The sequence below is a fragment of the Microcoleus sp. S13_B4 genome, assembly GCF_036700885.1.
Taxonomy (GTDB): domain Bacteria; phylum Cyanobacteriota; class Cyanobacteriia; order Cyanobacteriales; family Microcoleaceae; genus Microcoleus.
The window spans coordinates 66398-85716 of record NZ_JAUBPU010000003.1 but is presented as its reverse complement, the minus strand read 5'-3'; the positions used below and the strand labels follow the sequence as shown (position 1 = coordinate 85716).

Below are 19319 nucleotides of genomic sequence, written 5' to 3'. Positions count from 1 at the left end.
AAGTGAAACCCAATATTCCGATTTTAGATTTTAGATTTTAGATTTTAGCTTTTCCTTCCTTCTTCCTTCTTCCTTCTTCCTTCTTCCTTCTTCCTTCTTCCTTCTTCCTTCTGCTATAAAAAATGGGGCGAGCCAAAAGCCCGCCCCACCAAAAATTATGCTGCTGCTATTAGCCCAACAGCGCCTGAGCCTTAGCTACCACATTATCAACAGTGTAGCCAAACTTTTCTAAAGCAACGGGGCCCGGTGCAGAAGCGCCGAATCTGTCAATACTGAGGCTATCGCCTTCAGAACCCAAATAACGTCCCCAGCCGAAGCTAGAACCTGCTTCAACGGCCAACCGTTTAGTAACAGCTTTCGGCAGTACAGATTCGCGGTAAGCGGCATCTTGTAAGTCGAACAATTCCCAGCAAGGCATCGAAACTACGCGCACTTTATTGCCTGCGGCGCGCAATTTTTCAGCGGCATCAACGCAGAGGTATGTTTCGCCACCGGTGCCGATTAAAATGATGTCGGGAGTGCCGCCGTCGTCGGACAAAATGTAAGCGCCTTTGGCGGTTCCTTCGATCGAACTTCCAGCCAAGTTAGGCAAGTTTTGGCGCGACAAAGCCATTAAAGTGGGGCGGGTGCGGCTTTCAACTGCCACTTTGTAAGCGCCGGATGTTTCGTTGCCGTCTGCTGGGCGCATTACCAACAAATCGGGAATTACCCGCAGAGAAGCGATGGTTTCTACCGGTTGGTGAGTCGGGCCATCTTCGCCCAAAGCTACGGAGTCGTGAGTCATTACATAAATCACGCCAGCTTCCGAGAGTGCAGAGAGGCGAATTGCTCCCCGCATATAGTCAGCAAATACCAAGAAAGTAGCGCAGTAAGGAATCAAACCGCCGTGCAGAAGCATACCGTTGGCGATCGCACCCATGCCGTGTTCCCGCACACCAAACCGCAGGTTACGACCTTCGTATTGACCTTTTTGGAAGTCTTTTTCACCCTTGAGCAAAGTCATGTTAGAAGATGCTAAGTCAGCGGAACCGCCGATCAGTTCAGGTAACACACTTGCCAAAGCATTCAAACATTTTCCAGAATGATTCCGAGTCGAATCTGCCTTATCTTCTGCCTTGTATGTCGGCAAAACTTTATCCCAACCTTCGGGAAGTTTGCCGGCCACCGTGCGCTCGTATTCTGCAGCTTCTGCAGGATATGCTGCTTTATAAGCATCAAAAGCTTTCTGCCATTCTTGCTCAGATTGAGCGCCTCGTTCGACTGCTTTGCGGAAGTGTGACAAAGCATCATCAGGAATCTCAAACGGTGCGTGTTCCCACTTCAAGAAATCACGAGTTGCTTGCACTTCATCGCTACCCAAAGCAGCGCCGTGAGCACTGTAGGAATTGCGCTTGTTTGGAGAACCGTAACCAATGATGGTACGGACTTTAATCATGGACGGTTTGTCCGTGACTTTTTTGGCTTCTTCAATAGCTTTGTGAACTGCTTCTAGGTTCGTATCGTCGTCTAGAGCGGTATTGTCTACTGTAATAACGTGCCAATTGTAAGCTTCAAAACGCTTGCCGACATCTTCAGTAAAGGCCAAGCTTGTGTCGCCTTCAATAGAAATGTGATTGTCATCGTACAAGGCAATTAATTTGCCGAGTCCCAGGTGTCCGGCCAAAGAACAAGCTTCGCCAGAAACGCCTTCCATGTGGCAGCCGTCACCCATGATGACATAGGTGTAGTGGTCAACAATTTTGTGGTCGGGCTTGTTAAACTTAGCAGCGAGGTGAGCTTCTGCCATTGCCAAACCGACGGCATTAGCAATTCCTTGTCCGAGGGGGCCGGTGGTAACTTCTACGCCTTCGGTGACGAAGTTTTCAGGGTGTCCGGGGGTTTTGGATTCCCACTGACGAAATTGCTTGATGTCGTCGAGGGTGACGCTATCGTAGCCAGTCAAATACATGAGGGCGTACTGTAGCATACAGCCGTGTCCGGCGGAGAGGACGAAGCGATCGCGATTAAACCACTTGGGGTTTTTGGGGTTGAACCGCATGAACCGATCCCACAGCACGAAGGCCATAGGGGCAGCGCCCATCGGCAGTCCTGGATGGCCTGATTTTGCTTTTTCTACCGCATCGATGGCCAAAAAGCGGATAGAGTTGATGCAGAGTTCTTCGAGTGATTGGGTTGCAACAGCCATAATTCTGGTTTTTATATGTACTAAGAGAGAGTGTGTGTGGTCGATTCTGACAGAGGTGCGATGAGCCGAGTTCGATCGACGACTATCGTCTCTACTGTTCAGTTTCGATGGAACTGCCGTGAGGCTGCACTATATATCATCTCACCAATTTGCGATCGACAGACAACTTAATTTTTTAATGTTTCGACCGCTTTGTGCAGTCGATAACAATTGTTGTATGCTGACTGTTGACTGTTGACTGTTGGGGAGAGGGAGTAGGAGGGATGGAGAGGATAGAAGACTTCCGTCAGGATTAAAACCTTACTGACCTTCCGCATCTGTCGATCGCCAGTGTGTCTGGATTATCTGACAAATTGGTCTATGTTGACCAGTTATGATAGAGTTTGGTGTTTCTGACATTTTGCAGCTTTGTCACGAACAGGCAAGATGCCTGTTCCACAAAGAGTGAATTTTCTTGTGGGGCGTTGCTCAAAGCAACGCCCGATCGCACGCTCGCCAGAATAGTGCAAGATGTCAGATATTTGTAATTTTAATCAGGCAATAACTAATGACTCTGAGTGAAGCCGAAGTCCGCAGTCAAAAAGTAGACGAACTGCGATCGCAAGGCATAGAACCATATCCCAGTGAATCCTACGCGCGATCGCACACAGCCCAACAAGTTCGCGAAATATTTAGTCAGCCGGGAAAAGAACTCGCAAACGGAGAAAGTGACCCCGAAGAAACTCCCCTGCGATTAGCCGGCCGCATCACTTCCAAGCGAGACAGCGGCAAAATTGGTTTCATCGATTTAAAAGACGCCACAGACAAGATTCAACTCAAAATCGAGAAAGCAATCGTCACCGGCGAAGTCGGTTTGAGCTTTGAACAAATTAAAAAATTGCTCGATGTCGGCGATTTTGTCGGCGTCGAAGGTATCGGCTGCCGCACCCCCAGGGGAGAACTTTCTATTTTAGTGAGGGAATTAAAGCTTTTATCAAAAGCTACCATTCAATTTCCCGATGCTTATTACGGAATAAACGACCCCGAAGTTTGCCGCCGTCACCGCGAAATGGATTTGGCAAGCAACCAAGATGCGCTCAACCGTTTTATGCTTCGCAGCCGCATCGTTCAAAGCATCCGTTCTTATCTCTGGCAAGCCAATTTTTACGAAATAGAAACGCCAACACTGCAAGCTATTTACGGCGGTGCTGCTGCTAAGCCCTTCATCACTCACCACAATGCTTTAGAGGTAGATTTGTATTTGCGAGTGGCTCCAGAACTGTTCTTAAAAAGAGCAATTTGCGGCGGTTTCGAGCGAGTATTTGAACTAGGGAAAGCATTTAGAAATGAGGGAATTGACAGCACCCACAATCCAGAGTTTACCTCTTTAGAAGTTTACCAAGCTTATGCTGATGTTTTCGACATTTTAGGAGTTGTCGAAGACGTGATGTGTTTCGCAGCGGCGGCGGTATTTGGGGATGTCAAAGAAATTGAAAATCAGGGGGAAACGATTAGTTTAGAACGCAAGTTCGACTACAGCGAAAAGTATCCCGGTTTCAACGGCAAACACTGGCAAGTGAAAACGATGGTAGAAGCTGTCAGAGACGAGTTTGGGCTGGATTTTGACAGTTTGGACTTAGAAAGTGCGATCGCCTCTGCAACCAAGTTAGAATTGCACCTGTCTAAGTTAGAACAACAGAGTTTAGGCTACGTGCTGTATGCGGTTTTTGACAAATTAGTTGTTCCCAAACTAATTCAACCTACATTCATCATCGACTATCCTGTCGAAGTCAGTCCATTAGCAAAAGGACATCGTAGCAAGCCGGGATTTGTAGAACGTTTCGAGCTGTTTATCAACGGTACAGAATACTCAAACGGATTCTCAGAATTGAACGATCCGAAAGAGCAAAGAAAGCGGTTTGAGGAACAGTTAGCGCAGAAAAATGCGGGCGATGACGAAGCGCATCCAATGGATGAAGACTTTATTCAAGCACTATCTTTGGGAATGCCTAATTGTGCGGGAATGGGTATCGGCGTTGACAGATTGGTGATGCTTTTAACTAATACTCAAAGCATCCGAGATGCGGTGATGTTCCCGACAATGCGGCCTGTTAAAGATTGATTGCAATACGGTTCAGTTAAGCTCGATCCCCCCTAGCCCCCCTTAAAAAGGGGGGGACAAGAACTTACTTAAAGTCCCCCTTCTTAAGGGGGATTTAGGGGGATCTCCGAGGAATAAATAGCCTTAACTGAACCGTATTGAGATTGATTGGAGTAGCTTTTTTTCAGATGTCTAATAAGTAAATGGGGATTTTTTAACCGCAGATATCAGCGGATTAACGCAGATAAACGCAGATGAAATTCCATCTGCGTTTATCTGCGTTTATCTCCGGTTAAAAAACATTTTTGATATCACCGCATAAACGAACCGACAACACCGTTCATATCTTCAGCCAAAGGATTTCCCAAAGCCTTAAACTTCCACTCGCCGCCTTCTCGATAAACTTCTCCCATCAACATATTTAATTTTCCTTCATAAGAAGGGTCATTTGACAAGCGATAGCGAGCTATTTCTTTCCCAGTCGCATCTACAGCCCTCACAAAAGCATTTTCTACCAAACCAAAATGCTGTTTTCTCTCTTTCCCATTGTAAATATTAACTCCCAAAATTATTTTTTGATATTGTGCTGGCAAAGAGCTCAGTTTTACCAATATTTGTTCGTCGTCTCCGTCTCCAGCCCCCGTGAGATTGTCGCCTGAGTGAACAACTGTTTTGTCCTTTGACTCCAAATGAGAGTAATAAATTACATCCTCTTTGTAGTTCTGTATTTTGCCATTTTCTCCCAGCAGCAGAGCGTAGGAATCTAAGTCAAAATTGGCACCGCTGCTTCGGCCGAAAAGACCTTTTTTAGTTTGTGCAACATCCCAGCCCAAAGCCATTGTCAATCTGGATAAGTCGAATTCGCTTTTGCTGAGAACGATCGATTGTCCTTTTGTTAAGTTGATAGCCATAGTTTTGTGATTTTGTATGGTTTATAGTGGAGATGTTTTAGAAAGATTAAATCTTTCGCCCTTCTTTAATTGAATTCCCATCTGGTTTATTACCTCATGAGTCTGATTGCTTAAAATCGAGGGAAACATTCCTGCTTCCGAATTTCCCCTCGATTTAATTAGCTGCGAGCGATCGACCTTTTATCAGGCATACTTATCTACAAAGCTCTGCAAGCCGGAATTGTAGCCTTGTCCTACGGCTTGGAACCTCCACTCACCGTCTTTCTTGTAAAGTCGGCCAAATTCGATCGCAGTTTCCCGAGAAAAATCCTCATCCAAATCGTACTTCATGACTTCGGTGTTAGTAGTCGTATCGTAAATCCTGATAAAAGCATTCCGCACTTGACCGAAGTTTTGCCTTCTCGATTCTGCTTGGTCGATTGTTACCACAAACACAATTTCTTGCACCGCTGCAGCGACTTTTGTTAAATCGACTGTAACGGTTTCATCATCGCCAACTCCTTCTCCGGTTCTGCTATCTCCCAGATGTATTACAGAACCGTCCGGCGACTCTTTATTGTTGTAAAAAACAAAGTATTCTTCGCTGGGAATTTTCGCATTTGCCCCCAACATAAACACGGAAGCATCTAAGTCAAACGCTGCACCTGTGTCTGTAATATTGGTATCCCATCCCAAACCAATCCCGGCATTTTTTAGCCCCGGTGCTTCTTTAGAGAGATTGATTCTCCCGCCTTTTTCCAAATTGATAGACATTCGCCCTCCTATTCACAACATCATTGGCGTTACTACTAGCAATTATATCAAGTGTTATAGTAAGTTGACAATTTGCTTTTGGTACTCGTCCTCTGTGATTAGTTCGTGGGTATTTTCCACTCTGTCTAAAAACACGATTCCATCTAAATGGTCGTGTTCGTGTTGAAAAATTCTGGCCACAAAGTCTGTTAATTCTTGTCGGTGGAATTTGCCGTCTCTACTGGTGTATTCTATCTCGATCGCCCTACTTCTGGGCACCAATCCCCGAATCCCCGGAATGCTCAAACAGCCTTCCCAGTCTTTGACTGTCTCTGTTGATGCAGCCACAATCCGGGGATTAATCATCGCTGTGGGCTCCATGTGGGGTGCTTGGGGATACCGCAAATTGGGACGGGATGCGACGATGAACAGGCGATCTGACTGAGCCGCTTGAGGGGCGGCAATCCCTACTCCGTTTGCCTGCTGTACTGTAAATATTAAGCTGTCAATCAACTGTTGAATGCGATCGTCCTTAATATTCTCGACAACTTGCGACTGGCGGCGCAGTACGGGATTTCCTAATTGAGAAATTTGCAATATTTCTGCCATATTAATTAGTCATTGGTAATTGGTAACAACCGTCAACCGTCAACCGTCAACCGTCAACCGTCAACAGATTATCCAACTTTTTGAACCGGCAAACTCCCCGGTTTAACAGTCAAATTAACTATTTGCCCGTTGCGGTTAATTTCCATTTGCAACAACCCGCCAACCTTAGCATTTTGCACGAACTCCTGAACAGCTTCCGACTGAATAATCGGCTGATTGTTAATTTTTTGAATCACATCTCCAGCGCGCAAACCTGCCGCCGCAGCGGGAGAATTAGGAACAACGCTAACAATAGCCACACCCCGATCGACTGCAACTCGCAGACTGCTGTTAGCGTTGCTGTTAATTTGCTGCTTAACCTCTGGAGTCAGCGTCGCCATTTCAATGCCCAAATAAGCGTGTTCGACTTTCCCCGTCGAAATCAGTTCCTTCGCCACCTGTTGGGCCGCCTGAATGGGAATCGCAAAGCCCAATCCTTGAGCACCTTGAATAATCGCCGTATTCATGCCAATAACTTGACCCGAAGCATTCAGCAGCGGGCCGCCGGAATTCCCCGGATTAATTGCAGCGTCTGTTTGAATAAAACCGATCCGCTTGTCGGGTACGCCCACATCAGAGCTCGATCGCCCCGTAGCGCTAATAATTCCCGCAGTTACGGAATTGTCCAAACCCAAAGGATTACCGATCGCGATCGCCCATTCCCCAGACAACAGCTTATCCGAATTGCCGATCGGCACCACAGGCAGATTATTCGCCTCAATCTTCACCACAGCCACATCCGTCACCTTATCCGCCCCCAACACCCGCCCCTGAAAGCTGCGGCCGTCCTTGAGAGTTACATTTACCGTATCGGCTCCCTCTACAACGTGAGCGTTAGTGAGAATTACGCCGTCGGCACCGATGACAAAACCCGAACCAGTGCCCCGTTCGATTCCACCCTGACCCGAATTCGGTTCTATGCCAAAAAAATCTTCCGGCGACAGCCCTCTATTTTGCGGTTTCACCCGGCGCGAAGCATCGATCCGAACCACTGCCGGGCCCACTTTTGCCACCGCAGCCACAATAAAATTCACATTAGTCCCGTCGCCCGACAAGGAAGCCGGCGGCAAGACTTTGCTAACTCGATCCTTTGTACTACGAGGCAGTTGCAATGTCGGTTCCAGCGCCCTTTGTCCCGAGTCGCCAGAATTTGCACGAAATTGAGAAACCGTCAGACGATCGCCCAACATGGCGGCCCCGGCTCCCGTTACCAGCAGCAATATGTAAATTGCCGGTTGCTTCCAAAATTTGCCAGTAGAACTCTTCATGGCGACGTTTTAAGGCTTTCCTGCCAAATCTAAATGTTTGCTCAACAGCTCCCCGATACCTGGTTTGGACTGCAGAGCCGCAAAATTTTTGGGCGATGGCGTCCCGCCCCGCAAGCTACGGCAGACTCCCTTAAACTTTAGCATCTGAGGACTAAACTCTCTAGACTGTAGAATTAATATCTTGAATGCCGATCGGCAGAGGTGAGCGATGGACATTCCCCTCGAAAGTCTGTGGAATCAGATACTTGAACGTCTCCAGGTACAACTGAGCAGACCTAGCTTTGAGACGTGGATCAAAACTGCCCGGGCCGAACAACTCGAAAATAACTGTTTGATCGTCAGCGCCCCCAACCCCTTTGCTCGCAATTGGTTGCAAAAATATTACGTCAAAACCATTGCCGATGCAGTCTACGAAATTCTCGGCTATCCCGTAGACATTTACTTGACCATTGCCGGAGGAAACGAAACAGGTGGCAGCAGTGACTCCGCCATAATTTGGCCCTCCCCCATCGCCGATATGGAAAACCACTCGCTTCACCCCCCCAAACCCGCCAATTTAAACCCGAAATACGTATTTTCCCGCTTTGTCGTCGGTTCTAATAACCGCATGGCTCACGCGGCCTCCCTCGCGGTAGCCGAGTCTCCGGGCAGAGAATTCAATCCCCTATTTTTGTGCGGTGGCGTCGGTTTGGGCAAAACTCATTTGATGCAGGCGATCGGTCATTATCGCTTGGAAATTGACCCCAACGCCAAGATTTTTTACGTTTCTACTGAGAAATTTACTAACGATTTAATCGCCGCAATTAGGAAAGATAGTATGCAAACTTTCCGCGATCATTATCGAGCCGCCGATGTTTTATTAATAGATGATATCCAATTTATTGAAGGAAAAGAATACACTCAAGAAGAATTTTTTCACACTTTTAATACTTTGCACGAAGCCGGGAATCAAGTAGTTTTAGCTTCCGATCGCCCGCCGCAGCAAATCCCCCGTTTGCAAGAGCGTTTGTGTTCCCGATTTTCCATGGGATTAATTGCCGACATTCAATTGCCAGACTTAGAAACTAGGATGGCAATTTTGCAGAAAAAAGCCGAGTATGAAAATATGCGTCTGCCGCGAGATGTCATTGAATACATTGCTTCTAGTTACACTTCCAACGTTCGGGAATTGGAAGGAGCTTTGATTCGGGCGGTAGCATATCTTTCAATTACTGGTTTGCCGATGACCGTGGAAAATATCGCCCCGGTTTTGAATCCGCAAACTGAAAGCGTAGAGGCAACGCCAGATGCAGTAATTGCAGTTGTGGCTGAGGAGTTTGATGTTTCTGTTGAAGATTTGAAAGGCATTTCCCGCAGGCGAGAAATTAGTCTGGCACGTCAAATAGGGATGTATTTAATTCGGCAGCATACTGGTTTGAGTTTGCCGAAAGTTGGCGAAGTATTCGGTGGCAAAGATCACACAACTGTGCTTTACAGTTGTGACAAAATTGCTCAGTTGCGGAACACTGACCCGAATTTGGCTCAAACTTTGCGTCAGTTGAGCGATCGAATTAACGTTGTCAGCCGCAAAACTTGAGAAGAAGTCAGTTGTCAGTTGTCACACCCATGACTCTATGTAGCGATTTCAATATCCGCATCATCGAAGAGGTAACTCTCCGATAACAGACAATCTCTATGCGTAGCAGCTTGCCTGTGGAAAAACCTGTGGAAAAGTTGCCCTCAGTTTGTGGAAAACTTTACTCGATCGCCCGAAACAGTTTTTGTACCAAAATGGGCGGGCGATCGACCGCACCAGCTTTTCCACAAGTTTTCCACAGGTATTTATTACCTATAAGTGACGCCCAGCAAGCAGTTAACTTTTTTTTTCACAGTTTCCACAGGGCGATCGATACAAAAATAATTCAATAAATTAAAAAAAAACAGGTGCTCCCTACATACCCTACACACATAGTTCGCGACCCGCGCTGACCTCAGAAACGCGGTTTATACGAAGATTTATCGTTTTTACAGGCAAAATTTTGCCTAGAAACCCGGTTTCTAGCCCCATGCTTAAGCCCTACACACAGAAAAACTGACCCGCCGGCTTTCTGTGATACGATTTGTTTCTGTTTCAAATCCGGTTAATTAACCTTCCTACCATGAAATTGGTTTGCACCCAAAGTGACCTCAACGCCAACCTCTCGTTGGTAAGTCGGGCCGTTCCCTCCCGCCCGACACATCCGGTACTAGCCAACGTGCTCTTAGTAGCGGATGAGGAAAATCAGCGGGTTAGCTTGACAGCTTTCGATCTCAGTTTAGGCATTCGTACCAGCTTCGCAGCAGAAGTGACTGGCGGCGGCAGTTTTACCATACCCGCTAAATTGCTTAACGATATTGTTTCGAGACTCCCAGATGGAGAGATTACTTTAGAAGACGAAGCGGGGGACACCGTAGCATATCTCACTTGCAGTTCTGGCAGCTACCAAGTTAGAGGCATGGGCCCGGAAGAATTCCCAGAATTGCCCGCAATCGAAGCCGGAACAATCCTAAAATTGCCGCCGGAATCCTTGATAGAAGGACTCAAAGGAACTTTATTTGCTACTAGCCCCGACGAGGCAAAACAGGTACTTGCAGGCGTGCATTTAAAGGTATTGCAAGATTGCTTGGAATTTGCAGCTACAGACGGCCACAGATTGGCAGTAGTTCAGACTGCCAATGAAAAAGCTGAAGGCGAAGAAACCCAAGAAGAATTTGAGGTGACAGTCCCCGCTAAAGCATTGCGGGAAGTAGAAAGAATGTTGGTGATGCGGCAGTGGACTGAACCTGTCACCCTGCATTTCGAGCACGGTCAAGTAGTGTTTGAATGGGCCGACCAGCGGCTGACCACTCGTACATTGGAAGGGCAATATCCCGCATACCGGCAGTTAATTCCGCCCTCCTTTGAGCGGCAAATTACCTTAGAAAGGCGATCGTTCTTAGCAGCAGTAGAAAGAATTGCAGTGTTTGCAGACCAAAAAAATAATATTCTCAAATGCAGCATCGACGAGGAGAATCAGGAAATTACTTTGTCTGTAGATGCTAAAGATGTCGGCTGTGGCAAAGAGTCAATGCCCGCACAGATTTCGGGAGATAGCATAGATATTGCTTTCAACGTGAAATACTTAATTGACATTTTGAAAACTGCTCAGTCTCCCGAAATTCAACTGCAATTAAACGGTGCTTTAGCCCCCGTAATTTTCCAGCCTTTGGGCGGAGTCAATGCTACATTCTTGGTAATGCCAGTTCAGCTAAGAGCTTAAAAAGAGTCAGTAGTCCTTAGTCCTTACTCTGTAGTCATCAATCAACAGTCAACAGTCAACAATCACCAATGCTGTAACCGGAATAGATCTAATTCCTCGGCGTTAATCTGTGTTTATCTGCCCTCATCTGCGGTCAAAAAAAGAGAATTTCTCTGACCGCAGATGACAAGGGATTGACGCTGATTCACGCAGAGGTTGAGAAGAGAGATAGGATTAATTCCGATGCTAACAGATTTGATATGACTTATTACTTCAAATCAAGGGCAACAAAATCTCAAATTCCGTACCCGTACCGGGGGTAGAATGCAAATTTAACTTGCCTTTATGCTTTTCCGTAACAATTTGATGGGTAATTGCCAATCCCAAACCAGTACCTTTCCCAGCCGGTTTGGTGGTGAAAAATGTCTCAAAAATCCGGCGCTGAATTTCTGGCGGAATTCCCGGCCCGTTATCGGCAATTCGGATGGCTATCCAAGCATTATTCTGATTTTTTTCCGCTGCTTCTGGGCAGAAGTCGCCGTTTTGGCTGCCGGATGATAGCTGTTTTGCATTTTGTCGATCGCCCCTAACATAATTTTGAATCAATTCCGAATTCACCCAGTCTCCGTCAGAACTGTCTATTACCTCGGTTTCAATAGTAATCGCAGGCACAAAACCTTTTTCTTCTTTTACCTCTTCCAAAACGTCGATCGCATTGCTGATGATATTCATAAATACCTGGCTCAACTGACCAGAGTAACACTTGACCAAAGGCAAATCCCCATAGTTTTTAACTACTTCAATCCCGTACTTCAGACGGTTTTTCATAATTAGCAGCGTACTGTCAATACATTCGTGGATGTTAGCTTGTTTCAAGCGGGCTTCGTCCATGTGAGAAAAAGTGTGCAAGCTGGTGACGAGTTCGGTCAGCCTCTCGGATGAAACTTTCATACTTTTGAGAATTTCCACCCAATCTTCTTGCAAAAAATCAAATTCTATGTTTTTTTTAAGTTTGTGAATGTGTTCGCTGTCACCAACAATGTCTTCGTAAGCAGACAGCAAATCCATGATGTCTTTCGAGTAGTTGGACAAAAAGCCGATATTTCCCCTGATGCAGGTGACGGGATTTCTAATTTCGTGGGCGACTCCAGCTACCATCTGCCCCAAACTGGCTAGTTTTTCGGTTTGAATTAGTTGAGATTGAGTTTGCTGCCTCAGCAATTTGGTCGCTAGTTCGTGAATGTTGGATTGGGCTACTAACAGTTCGTGTACGTCTAGCAAAGTATAAGTTTGAGGCGACATTTGAACTACAATCGGTTCGTAAAGCAGTTCTTTCGAGCGCAACAGCGACTTCCTGGCTGCATCCACAATTAAAGTATTGCTGGGAAAAATTAAACTCTCAGTTTCGGCAAAGCGGTACAAAGCCTTCACAGGTCGCTTTAAAAATAATTCTCGCCCAAAAGGACGGCTGATAAATTCTAAAAATCTCCGCCGGGAAATCATACCCGCAAATTCACCTTGATGGGTCACAATGACTCCCGGTAACAGCGGATTAGCTTCTAACATCTGGGAAATTTGCATTCCCCAATCCGTAGCTTCTACCTGAAAATCGTAAAGCGACAATTTTTGGAGAGTAGAATCTAAACAAAGTTCTCCTAGGTCAGCCTCGGAGAGGGGTTGGACAGGTCTTTCTAGGCAGGAGGTATTTAACATAAATTCATCAACACGCTTTTTAGGGGTTCTATTTGCCACCAGACATTGAGCTACCAAAGGTCAGCAGGTGAGTTGCTGAGTGCTTTGACCGGCATCCACTTGGCAAGCTGCATTTTAAATTACACAAAAGACTGACGCTCGTAAAGGTGGTTTTACCACTTAAAGTATTAGACAAGATTGAGTATCACCGAGATAAATGCGCCCTGGCAATTATACCTGACTTTATTTTATACTAACTTGAGAGGTATTAACGCTGGGTTTGACTATTCAATACTCCGGACAGTTTTTGGAACGAGACTACAAGCTTTACAGCGCAAGGATCATCAATAAAGTCCAATTAAATGCAACGAGCGGGGTGGAGCTGAGATTGATTTAATTATCCACAGTGGCTCAAAGTCCTACAGAATAAGCCATTGGGCCATCTAAAAACTGTCCGGACTATTGACTATTTAACTATTAATTAAGATTGAGTTCTCGTCTTAACCTTTTGTTAATTAAAAAATCTGATTTCGGTAAAAGATAATAGAGTGACCATAGAGGAAAATCGGAATTGCCCGATCGCCAACACGATGCAGCCCGTCACCAGACAAGTTAAAAGCAGAAATTCGCGGGGTCGCGTCCCGGAGTTTTAGCTTGCAATCGCGATGGCGGGACGCCTTGCAAGCTAGGTATTTGAGGCGATTTCATCCCATCTCCCCGCTCCGGTACTCGCAACCCCCCGTAACGCTCCGCCAGCGACACACCTGCCAGTGCGTTCCCTATAGGTTTGTAGTAAAAACTAAAGTCATCGCTACAAACCAATTTTATAACAATCGTTATATAAAACAGTTAGCCTCGCCCGCACTCTGCAAAATCTGCCTTGGCATTGGTTCTCCAATCAATTATTTTTAACCCAAAGATTCATCAAATCTGCTACGGTTGGCAGAGTCAATTATTGATTGGCTGTACGAGGCGGATATGAATAAAATATTAGTCAAATTCAAACCAGTTTAACCCGTTCAAATTATTCAAGGCATCTGCATTGATTAAACTAGAAGGTCTACAAAATTCAGCAAAAAAAAAGCTAAAAAAAATTAACTGGATCTTAACTTAGTGCCATGCTTTGGTATGATCTACAAGGGGTTCTGCCAAAGACGTGTAACTAAATAGCAATTTACCAGTAGGTGATCGATGCAACCCGCCCTCACAAATCAGTTAAACAATGCTTTCACCCTGTTTCTCAGCTTGTTAGTAGAAGCAATACCTTTTCTGCTGCTAGGAGTCTTATTCTCAGGTTTGCTGCTGGGGTTTGTAGATGAACGCAAGCTCGTATCCCGTATCCCGCGAAACCCGTTACTGGGGGCTTTGATGGGCAGTTCGATCGGCTTTTTGTTTCCCGTGTGCGAGTGCGGTAACGTTCCCGTAGCCCGCAGGTTACTGATGCAGGGAGTGCCCGCACCAGCCGCGATCGGCTTTTTGCTCGCAGCCCCCACCATCAACCCCGTGGTAATTTGGGCGACTTGGACGGCATTTCGCGATCAGCCAGAAATTGTAGTTTTGCGGGTGGTATTTTCCCTAATCACAGCCACAATTATCGGCTGGGTGTTCAGCACCCAAAAAGACTTGCGGCCTCTGCTGCACCCCTCTGTAGCCCGCGCGATTCCCCTCCCAAAACCAGAGTTTTCCGAAAAAGATATCGTCCAAGCCAACACTCCGCTGCTGTTGCAGTCGGGAACATTTATGCTCGGTCAGCCGGGGGGGGCGGTGCCCATCGAATCTTTGCTACAAGACGACTGGAAGCCATTACAAACAGGCCAAACAGAAAAAACCTCGAAACGTTCCTCGATGTTCCACCGCGTTTCTAAAGAGCGTCTGCGCCTGCTTTTAGATACTATGGTGCAGGAGTTGCGCGAATTGGGAGGAGTGTTGGTAATCGGAAGTGCGATCGCAGCCATCATTCAAGTTGGCGTACCCCGCGAACTAATTCTCAACCTCGGCCAAGGCCCCGTTTCCTCGATTCTCGCCATGCTGCTATTAGCCGCAGTCGTATCGATTTGTTCTACAGTAGATGCCTTTTTTGCCCTGTCTTTTGCTTCCACATTTACCAGCGGTTCGCTATTAGCATTTCTCGTGTTCGGTCCGATGATTGACCTCAAAGGCATTGGTTTAATGCTGTCAATTTTTAAAGGTCGAGCCGTAGTTTACTTAATTGTCTTGGCAGCTCAGTTAACTTTTTTAATGACCCTCGCTGTCAACTTGTATCTAGGTTAATAAATTAGCCGGGACTGACAACTAACGATAGATTCCCAATTCCCAATTCCCAATTCCCCATTCCCCATTCTCAATGACTCTTAAAAAATGAATCTTAAAAAAATTAGCCCCTGGCTGGACGCCCTAGCTATCTTAGCCTGGGGAATACTGCTTCTTAAATATTGGATCACCGGCAAATTAAGTATTCTCATTCACCCCAATTACTTTGGCTTGACTCTAGCAGGAGGAATCGGCTTAATGGTTATTGGCGGGTTAAAAACTTGGGAACTCTTAAAGCTCGATCGCACCACAAAGCAATCGCGGACATCACCCGCAAATAACTCTCTCCGAATCACCGAAGTTGAACACGTTACCTTGTTTCCCCCCAGCATCGGCAGCACCTTAATGTTGAGCGTCGCATTAATAGGTTTAGCAACAACACCGCGCACATTTACCAGCCAGACAGCATTAGAACGAGGCCTCACCGAATCTCTGCCAATCACCAGACTGCAACCCCAAGAATTTCGCAATACTACAAAACCCGAACTGCGATCGCTCGTCGAATGGGTGCGACTGTTAAATTTTAATCCCGAACCCGATACATACAAAGGTCAAAAAGTCAAAGTTCAAGGATTTGTAATTCACCCCCCCAACATATCAGAACAATATATGTGGATCGGGCGTTTTATCATTACCTGCTGCGCGGCAGACGCCTATCCAATCGGGCTGCCCGTAAAATTACTCATCGGTCAAAGCCGCGCCGCCTTTACCCCAGACAGTTGGCTAGAAATAGAAGGAGAAACGATCGTAGAAGAACTCCAAGGCAAGCGCAAATTAATCATTCAAGCATCCTCCCTCAAACCAATTTCCGAACCAAAAAACCCTTATGATTATTAGATGGGGAGTAAGTTGGAGATTAAATGTTATCTTTCTGATTTCGGGATGGGCATTCCGGGCCCGTCCGACCTATGCAAATTAAAATAATGTACAGTCAGCTATATAAAGTTGCAACAGCATCCTGTAGGAGTTGCCAAAAGTAAATTCAGCAACTAAACTCGTCATTAGTAAATAAATTCTCAGTATATGTCATCAGAAAAAAAATTAGCTATCAAAGGTGCTGCCTGGACGATCGCCAGCTATGGAAGCAGTCAAATTATCCGATTTGGCAGCAACTTAATCCTGACGCGTCTGCTTTTGCCCGAACTATTTGGTCTGGTGGGTCTAGCCTACGTTTTCATCACAGGTGTCCACCTATTCACAGACATAGGGTTGGGCCCGAGTATTATTCAAAACAAGCGCGGAGACGATCCTAAATTTTTAAACACCGCTTGGACAATGCAACTTCTTCGCAGCCTGTTTGTTTGGTTGTGTTTAATGTTAATCACCTGGCCAGTTGCTAAATTCTATGAAGAACCCCGTCTCCTGTGGTTGCTGCCCTGCATAAGTATAAATACCCTAATAGGAGGGTTCAAATCCACTTCCGTATCCACCCTCGAACGCAAAATGAGCGTTAAGCAAGTAGTGCTTTTTGAGTTAGGAATACAGATATTTTCTACTACAGTGATGATTGTATGGGCATTTTTCAATCCCAGCATCTGGGCGATTATTGTTGGCGGTTTTGCGAGTTCTTTCGTGGAGGTAGTATGGAGCCATTTTTTGATTCCCGGCAAGTCAAACCGCTTTGCTTGGGATAAAGAAGCAGCTAAAGAAATATTTTCTTATGGAAAATGGATATTTGTGTCTACGGCTTTGTTTTTCTTGTGTTCTCAAGCCGATCGACTCATCCTCGGTAAAATATTTACTTTAACAATGTTGGGCATTTACGGCATCGCTTTTACTCTCGGCGATATGCCACGCCAAGTCATCATCGCCATTAGCGGCAGGGTGATTTTTCCCTCGATTTCTCTGCTGGCCGAGTTGCCGCGGGAGGAGTTGCGCGCCAAGATACTCAATAACCGCAAGCTAATTCTAATACCATTAGCAGTAGGTTTAGCAATTTTTGTGAGCTTTGGAGATCAGTTAATTTTAACACTGTATCGGAAAGAGTATACGGCGGCATCTTGGATGATGCCAATCTTGGCATTAGGTATCTGGCACACCACCCTCCACAATATGATGGGTTCTTGTCTGTTAGCCGTAGGAAAGTCTCAGTACCCAGCTATGGGCAATTTACTGACTTTTGTGAATCTATGTATAACTATACCGCTGGGATACCACTTAAAAGGTAATTTAGGTGCCGTAATTGCTGTAGCTCTCGGCGACCTTCCTACATATGCAGTAACTAACTACGGTTTGTGGCGAGAAGGACTAACTTGTTTTTGGCAGGATATTCAATTAACAGGGCTGTTTGTAGGGGTGCTGGTCACTCTAATTTGGTGTAGAGTGGCTTTTGGTTTGGGTCTGCCGATTGATAAAATATCACCGATGGATTTAATACCTATCAATCAACTGTTTCAGTAAACAAACCTGTTGAAAGTGCTGCGTGTCCCACCTACTTAATATCTTAAGTTTTATTCAGTCCTGGAGGCACCACAAGTTTCAAAAACTAGGTGGGTTACGGAAAATAACTCGTTGCAGCCATTTAGTGTGGTAAAAAAATGGCTTTGTGAGTGTTAGGAGTGGGTCCAAAAATGTAAAATATCATAGGGTAAATAGGGCAGTAAATTGTAAGCAGAAGTAGGAGAGAAAAATTTGTGAGTGTTTTTAACAAAAAAATTAATCCTTCACCCTTCGCTATTGGGCAATTCAAACAGCCGATCGACCGCACGGCCATCTTCCTCATGCTAGTGCTGAGCGTTTTTATCGGACTGCTGCTGCTGAGTGGCGATCACACAGCACCCAGAGTGCGAGAATTTACCTGGGAAAACAAACAAATCGGCGCCGAAGATACCGGCTTTATCCTCACCTTCTTTCGGCCGATGAACCACTCCACCGTCGAGGAAAACTTCAAGCTAGAACCCCCCCTCCCCGGTAAATTTAGTTGGGCTGGAAGACGCATGGCTTACACCCTCAAAGATCCAGCACCCTACGGCGTTACCTACACATTAAAACTCGCCGGAGCAACCGATAAGTATTTCGGAGAAAAAAACCAAAATAAAGGAACGCCAATGCAACCGTTTAGCAGTTCCTTTCGCAGCCGCGATCGAGCTTTTGCTTACATCGGCGTCCAAGGCGAAACAGAAAGCAGATTAATGCTAGTCAATCTCACCAGCAGCGACTCAAAACCGATACCCCTAACTCCCAAAGATTTAGTCGTTACCGATTTTAAACCGTATCCCGACAGCGATCGCATTTTATTCTCAGCCACCGATCGATCGATCGCCCGTACTCGTGGCACCCTAAATCAAGAACTATTCACAGTCACCACCGGCCTCAACTCCCAATCGGGCTCAGGAACTCAACAAAAATACCCAGCCGGTAGAATCGACAAAATCTTAGACTCCAAAGATTACCAAAACCTCAAATTCGACCTCTCAGCCGACGGAAAAATCATAGTTGTCCAGCGCGTCAACCGCAGCAATCCCGGCGATTTCACTCCTTGGATTTTGGAAGAAAAACAGCTACCCCGACCATTGGAAAAGGAACAAGGCGGAGATTTTATGATTCGCCCCGACAGTAAATCGATGGTAATATCTCAAAAACAAGGATTAGCGATCGTCCCCCTCAAACCGGAAGCAGACCCAGTAGAATTTTTGCCAAAATACGAACAAGTATTGGGGATGGCCCGCGACAACTCTGCCGCCGCCTATGTTAAATACAACAGCGACTTTACTCGATCGCTTTTCATCTTAGATAACCAAGGTGTGGAACAAGAAATATTGCGTATTCCCGGCAGCATTATGGCCGTTTATTTCGACCCCCGCAAAAACCAAGACAACCAAGTTCAGCGTCTATACTGTTTGTTAGCCCAACGTCTCAAAACCGAAAGCTACAAAGAACAGCCTTTCATCGCCACCATCGACCTCAAAAAAGAGGGCAGTCGTTTAGTCGGAACCATCAAACCGCTGCTGGTTTTGCCCAACCAATTAGATACCCAAATCAGTTTATCTCCCGATGGGCTGGCATTAATTTTCGACCAATCAGTCACAGCAGCAAATCCCTCAGCAGCAGATAGTCCCCGCAATGATAGCGGACAGTCGATCGCCACCAGCCGCCTCTGGCTACTACCCTTAGTAGAAATACCCGCAGATGGTTCTCCCGCAAAACTACAGCCAGAAGAACTTCCCTTTGCCGGCTATCACCCCCGCTGGCTTCCCTAAATCGATTTGAGATTTGAGATTTTAGATTTTAGATTGA

At 46.0% G+C, this 19319-nt stretch carries 14 protein-coding genes; 8 read left to right on the top strand and 6 right to left on the bottom strand.

Translation table 11 applies throughout. The annotated features are described in order from the left end of the window. Positions 1-169: 169 nt before the first annotated feature. A complete protein-coding gene (tkt, locus tag QT994_RS03125; RefSeq protein WP_333171712.1) occupies positions 170-2185 on the bottom strand; it encodes a transketolase in 2016 nt (671 codons plus the stop codon). Between the two features lie 547 nt (positions 2186-2732). Between tkt and lysS the strand changes: the two genes are divergently transcribed. Next, positions 2733-4286, top strand: a complete 1554-nt coding sequence (lysS, locus tag QT994_RS03120) for a lysine--tRNA ligase (protein WP_333171710.1) — start codon at positions 2733-2735, stop codon at positions 4284-4286. A 290-nt stretch (positions 4287-4576) separates the two neighbouring features. Here the strand turns inward: lysS and QT994_RS03115 are convergent, their stop codons facing one another. The 4 genes from QT994_RS03115 to QT994_RS03100 all read right to left on the bottom strand — a co-directional run bounded on the left by QT994_RS03115 (position 4577) and on the right by QT994_RS03100 (position 7824). Further along, positions 4577-5176, bottom strand: a complete 600-nt coding sequence (locus QT994_RS03115) for a TerD family protein (protein WP_333050582.1) — start codon at positions 5174-5176, stop codon at positions 4577-4579. A gap of 183 nt (positions 5177-5359) precedes the next feature. Further along, positions 5360-5929 carry a TerD family protein gene (locus tag QT994_RS03110; RefSeq protein WP_333171708.1) on the bottom strand — a complete coding sequence of 190 codons (570 nt, stop codon included), beginning with the start codon at positions 5927-5929 and terminating at the stop codon, positions 5360-5362. Positions 5930-5983: 54 nt separating this feature from the next. Next, positions 5984-6517 (bottom strand): peptide deformylase, encoded by a 534-nt coding sequence (gene def, locus QT994_RS03105; RefSeq protein ID WP_333171706.1) that lies wholly within the window; start codon positions 6515-6517, stop codon positions 5984-5986. A 68-nt stretch (positions 6518-6585) separates the two neighbouring features. Then, entirely contained in the window at positions 6586-7824 is a 1239-nt protein-coding gene (locus QT994_RS03100) for an HhoA/HhoB/HtrA family serine endopeptidase (RefSeq protein ID WP_333171704.1), read from the bottom strand. Positions 7825-8032: 208 nt separating this feature from the next. Here QT994_RS03100 and dnaA point away from each other — a divergent pair, with 208 nt between their 5' ends. The 3 genes from dnaA to dnaN all read left to right on the top strand — a co-directional run bounded on the left by dnaA (position 8033) and on the right by dnaN (position 11102). Then, entirely contained in the window at positions 8033-9400 is a 1368-nt protein-coding gene (dnaA, locus tag QT994_RS03095) for a chromosomal replication initiator protein DnaA (protein ID WP_333050576.1), read from the top strand. 98 nt (positions 9401-9498) lie between these two features. Next, positions 9499-9732 carry a hypothetical protein gene (locus tag QT994_RS03090; protein WP_333171702.1) on the top strand — a complete coding sequence of 78 codons (234 nt, stop codon included), beginning with the start codon at positions 9499-9501 and terminating at the stop codon, positions 9730-9732. A gap of 230 nt (positions 9733-9962) precedes the next feature. Next, entirely contained in the window at positions 9963-11102 is a 1140-nt protein-coding gene (dnaN, locus tag QT994_RS03085) for a DNA polymerase III subunit beta (RefSeq protein ID WP_333050572.1), read from the top strand. Between the two features lie 252 nt (positions 11103-11354). On the opposite strand, the gene QT994_RS03080 is transcribed toward dnaN, so the two are convergent. After that, a complete protein-coding gene (locus QT994_RS03080) occupies positions 11355-12794 on the bottom strand; it encodes an ATP-binding protein (protein WP_333171700.1) in 1440 nt (479 codons plus the stop codon). A 1170-nt stretch (positions 12795-13964) separates the two neighbouring features. On the opposite strand from QT994_RS03080, the gene QT994_RS03075 reads away from it, so the two are divergent. The 4 genes from QT994_RS03075 to QT994_RS03060 all read left to right on the top strand — a co-directional run bounded on the left by QT994_RS03075 (position 13965) and on the right by QT994_RS03060 (position 19282). After that, entirely contained in the window at positions 13965-15044 is a 1080-nt protein-coding gene (locus tag QT994_RS03075; RefSeq protein ID WP_333171698.1) for a permease, read from the top strand. Positions 15045-15131: 87 nt separating this feature from the next. Next, positions 15132-15920 carry a TIGR03943 family putative permease subunit gene (locus QT994_RS03070; RefSeq protein ID WP_333171697.1) on the top strand — a complete coding sequence of 263 codons (789 nt, stop codon included), beginning with the start codon at positions 15132-15134 and terminating at the stop codon, positions 15918-15920. Positions 15921-16106: 186 nt separating this feature from the next. Then, positions 16107-17483 (top strand): oligosaccharide flippase family protein, encoded by a 1377-nt coding sequence (locus QT994_RS03065; protein ID WP_333171695.1) that lies wholly within the window; start codon positions 16107-16109, stop codon positions 17481-17483. Between the two features lie 233 nt (positions 17484-17716). Further along, positions 17717-19282, top strand: coding sequence for a hypothetical protein (locus QT994_RS03060; RefSeq protein ID WP_333171692.1), 1566 nt, complete (start codon positions 17717-17719; stop codon positions 19280-19282). The last annotated feature ends 37 nt before the right edge of the window (positions 19283-19319 follow it).